The organism is Candidatus Symbiothrix dinenymphae (assembly GCF_001431085.1).
Window position 1 is genome coordinate 1 of sequence record NZ_BBRU01000561.1, and the last position, 3,391, is coordinate 3,391.

General features: G+C 46.2%; 4 protein-coding genes. 3 read left to right on the forward strand and 1 reads right to left on the reverse strand.

All coding sequences use genetic code 11. The features are described 5' to 3' along the window. The 3 genes from ASC50_RS05795 to ASC50_RS05805 all read left to right on the forward strand — a co-directional run. Positions 1 to 552 (forward strand): chorismate mutase (locus tag ASC50_RS05795; RefSeq protein WP_193391221.1); only part of this gene is annotated, 552 nt, incomplete at its 5' end. A 19-nt stretch (positions 553 to 571) separates the two neighbouring features. Next, a complete protein-coding gene (locus ASC50_RS05800) occupies positions 572 to 1,765 on the forward strand; it encodes a PDDEXK nuclease domain-containing protein (RefSeq protein ID WP_055432051.1) in 1,194 nt (397 codons plus the stop codon). Positions 1,766 to 1,817: 52 nt separating this feature from the next. Continuing rightward, positions 1,818 to 2,591, forward strand: a complete 774-nt coding sequence (locus ASC50_RS05805; RefSeq protein ID WP_055432052.1) for a prephenate dehydrogenase/arogenate dehydrogenase family protein — start codon at positions 1,818 to 1,820, stop codon at positions 2,589 to 2,591. 99 nt (positions 2,592 to 2,690) lie between these two features. Here the strand turns inward: ASC50_RS05805 and ASC50_RS05810 are convergent, their stop codons facing one another. Next, positions 2,691 to 3,278, reverse strand: coding sequence for a hypothetical protein (locus ASC50_RS05810; RefSeq protein ID WP_158648522.1), 588 nt, complete (start codon positions 3,276 to 3,278; stop codon positions 2,691 to 2,693). Positions 3,279 to 3,391 lie beyond the last annotated feature (113 nt).

Below are 3,391 nucleotides of genomic sequence, written 5' to 3' on the forward strand. Positions count from 1 at the left end.
TCGTTGTATCGCAACCTGCCGCAGTGGCATATCCCCATCGAGTTGAAACGCCGCCTGCCCAACCTGCCCATCATCGGCGACCCCAGCCACATTGGTGGGAAGCGCGAACTGATTGCGCCGCTGAGCCAACAGGCATTGGATTTGAACTACGACGGGCTGATTATTGAATCGCACTGCGACCCCGATTCGGCATGGAGCGACAAAGCCCAGCAGGTGACACCCGATGTGTTGTCGTTCATTCTCAACACATTAGTGGTGCGCGACACCAAGCAGACGACGGAAAGCCTGACCGAATTGCGCCAACAAATTGACGAAATCGACGACTCGCTCCTGACCGCATTAGCCAAACGGATGCGCATCTCGCGCGAAATAGGGCAATACAAAAAGGAGCACAATATGTCGGTGTTGCAGACCGGTCGCTACGACGAAATCCTCGACAAGCGCAGTCGGCAGGCTCTGGAAGTGGGTGTTGACCCCAATTTCATGAAAACGGTGTTTGAAGCCATCCACGAGGAGTCGATTCGGCAGCAGATTGATGTGTTAAATCAATAATTAACAGGGGATTGAAAATATGGAACAGCAGTCAATTTTGAATTACAATCAGGCAATCGGAGCCATCAAAACCGCTATTTTGCAAAGCCGCTATCGCGCGGCAGTGATGGTGAACGGCGAAATGTTGTCGCTCTATTTCGGCATAGGCAAATACATTTCCGAAAACAGTCGCGAAGGATTTTGGGGGACGAATGCCATCGAGGTCATTTCGCGGCAGTTGCAGCATGAATTGCCGGGGTTGAGAGGGTTTGGAGATAGCAATATGAAGCGAATGAGGCAGTTTTACGAAAGTTGGAATACTGCTATTCCAAATCGCCCGACACTGTCGGGCGATTTGGAGAATGTAAATCGCCCAACACTGTCGGGCGATTTAGAAATATTTGAAAATCAGCAATATGCAATTCGTCCGTTACCAACGGACGAAATTAGTCGCGATTTATTGTTGGCAAATCGCCAGCCGGTGGCTGGCGATTTAGGAGGTATAGAGTGGAAACACTTTTTATCCATTGGCTTTTCTCATCATTGTGAAATTTTGGCAAAAGCACAATCCTTGGACGAACGTCTTTTTTATATTGAAAGGTGTGCCTCCGAATTTTGGAGTTATAGAACTTTGCAATACCATTTGAAAGCAAATCTGTTTGCAAAACAAGGCACCGTTCCCAACAATTTTAAAACCACCATATCGGATGCAGACCTTCGCCAAAAAGCATTGCTATCGTTTAAAAGCGAATATCTACTAAATTTTGTCAATATCGAAGACCCTGGTGATGAGCCTGACGAGCGCGTGCTGGAAAGTGAAATTATGCTGCACATCAAAAAGTTCATCATGGCGTTGGGCAGAGATTTTTCGTTTGTTGGCAATCAATACCGGTTGCTCGTGGAAGAACAAGAGTATTTCATTGATTTGCTGTTCTTTAACCGCCAATTGCAATGTTTGGTGGCTATCGAACTGAAACGCGGCGATTTCAAGCCGGAATATCTCGGGAAAATGAACTTTTATCTTTCGGCATTGGACGATTTTGTTCGCTTGCCGCACGAAAAACCGTCGATAGGCATCATTCTCTGCAAATCCCAAAAACAGGGCATTGTCGAATATGCGTTTCGCGATATGTCGAAGCCAATGGGCGTGGCAAGTTACAAGTTTGCTTCGGAACTTCCCGAACAATATCGCGATATTTTGCCTGATACGGAAACATTACGACAATTGCTTTGAAAAGAACAATGAAAACAAAAGTATGGCTTTTGAAAAAATATAACACAGATTTATGAAAATACAAATTTTGGGCGCAGGCAAGATGGGGTCTTTCTTCGCCGATGTGCTGAGCAGCGACCACGAGGTGGCGATTTTTGATAACGACCCCAAGCGGTTGCGGTTCACTTACAACTGCATTCGGATGAGCGACCCTGCGGAAATCGCTGAGTTTCAGCCGGAAGTGCTTATCAATGCCGTGACGGTGCAATATACCATTGCGGCGTTTCGGCAGGTGTTGCCCCACGTGCCTGAAACGTGCATCATTTCCGACATTGCGTCCGTAAAGACCGGATTGAAAGCGTTTTATGCGGAGGTTGGGCGACCGTTTGTGTCCACCCACCCGATGTTTGGACCCACGTTTGCCAATTTGGGCAATCTCTCGTCCGAAAATGCGATTATCATTTCGGAATCATCGCATTTGGGCAAAGCCTTTTTCAGGGATTTGTATAACTCGCTGAAACTGAACATTTTTGACTACACTTTTGACGAGCACGACGAAACGGTGGCGTATTCGCTGTCCATCCCGTTTGCCTCCACGCTGGTGTTTGCCTCAGTGATGAAGCATCAGGATGCGCCCGGCACAACGTTTAAGAAGCACAAGGCGATTGCCGATGGCTTGCTGTCGGAGGACGATTATTTGCTGACAGAAATTCTTTTTAACCCGCATACACCCGGTCAGTTGGCACAAATTCGTATGGAATTGGCAAATCTGCTGGCGATTATCGAGAAAAAAGATTCGGCGGCGATGAAAATATTTCTAAATTCGGTGCGAAAAAAGTTGTTGTAACAAAGCATTCGGCGGGTAGTGCCTGATTTACTGCTACAAAGAAAAATCCCCGCCTCACAGCAGGGATTTCTTTCGATTTAGTTTTTTAGCCGCTAATTTTTAATTATTAGATGTAAAAACCCACTTCAAACCTTTTGGTTCTGTGGTTGTGTTTAATGCTGAACCCTTTTGGTAAGCTTTGTTCCATCCTTTTTTCAAAGTCAGGTCATAATTACCCACTTCCGTTGAACCTTTTATGGTGACATCCTTATCTACATACACAAGATAGAGGGAAGTTTCCATTTCCTCTCCACTGTCAGTGTAGCTGGCAGAACCTAATAGAGTTTCACCAAGATAGACCTGCAATGGTGCCATATACCGCCAAAACTTGGCTGTGGGAGCACTGATTTTCACGTCCTCACTCTTTGCCCAACTTGTGATGGGGTCAAGGAATGTGTCGGGTCCGGGCTTAAGCGTTGTCGGCAATGCAAGCGTAAAATTGCCATTTGAAAGCGAACCACTCGCTACCTCTGTTTCACCGGCTTTCACTTTCACGGTAAGCGTTGCTGCCGGAATTTTTCCCGTAAGGCTCGTGATAGCCCTATACTGGGCTGCAGGTGCTGCAGCCTTCTTCGCCTGCGCACTCACAGATGCGCTGACCAATAGCCCAAGTGCCATAGCACTCAATAAAATACTGTTCTTGTTCATAACTTTTCTTTTTTAATCGTTATTTATTATTTTAATTTAAAAAACCAAATCTCAAATCCATGAAAACACGCCAACCGCCACGCAAAAAAAAAGCCGCACAAGGGTAGAAACAT

What these genes read in the sequence shown, in the direction of transcription:
- ASC50_RS05810 (WP_158648522.1), bottom strand. Translation starts at nt 3,278, where the DNA reads ATGAACAAGAACAGTATTTTATTGAGTGCTATGGCACTTGGGCTATTG.
- ASC50_RS05805 (WP_055432052.1), top strand. Translation starts at nt 1,818, where the DNA reads ATGAAAATACAAATTTTGGGCGCAGGCAAGATGGGGTCTTTCTTCGCC.
- ASC50_RS05800 (WP_055432051.1), top strand. Translation starts at nt 572, where the DNA reads ATGGAACAGCAGTCAATTTTGAATTACAATCAGGCAATCGGAGCCATC.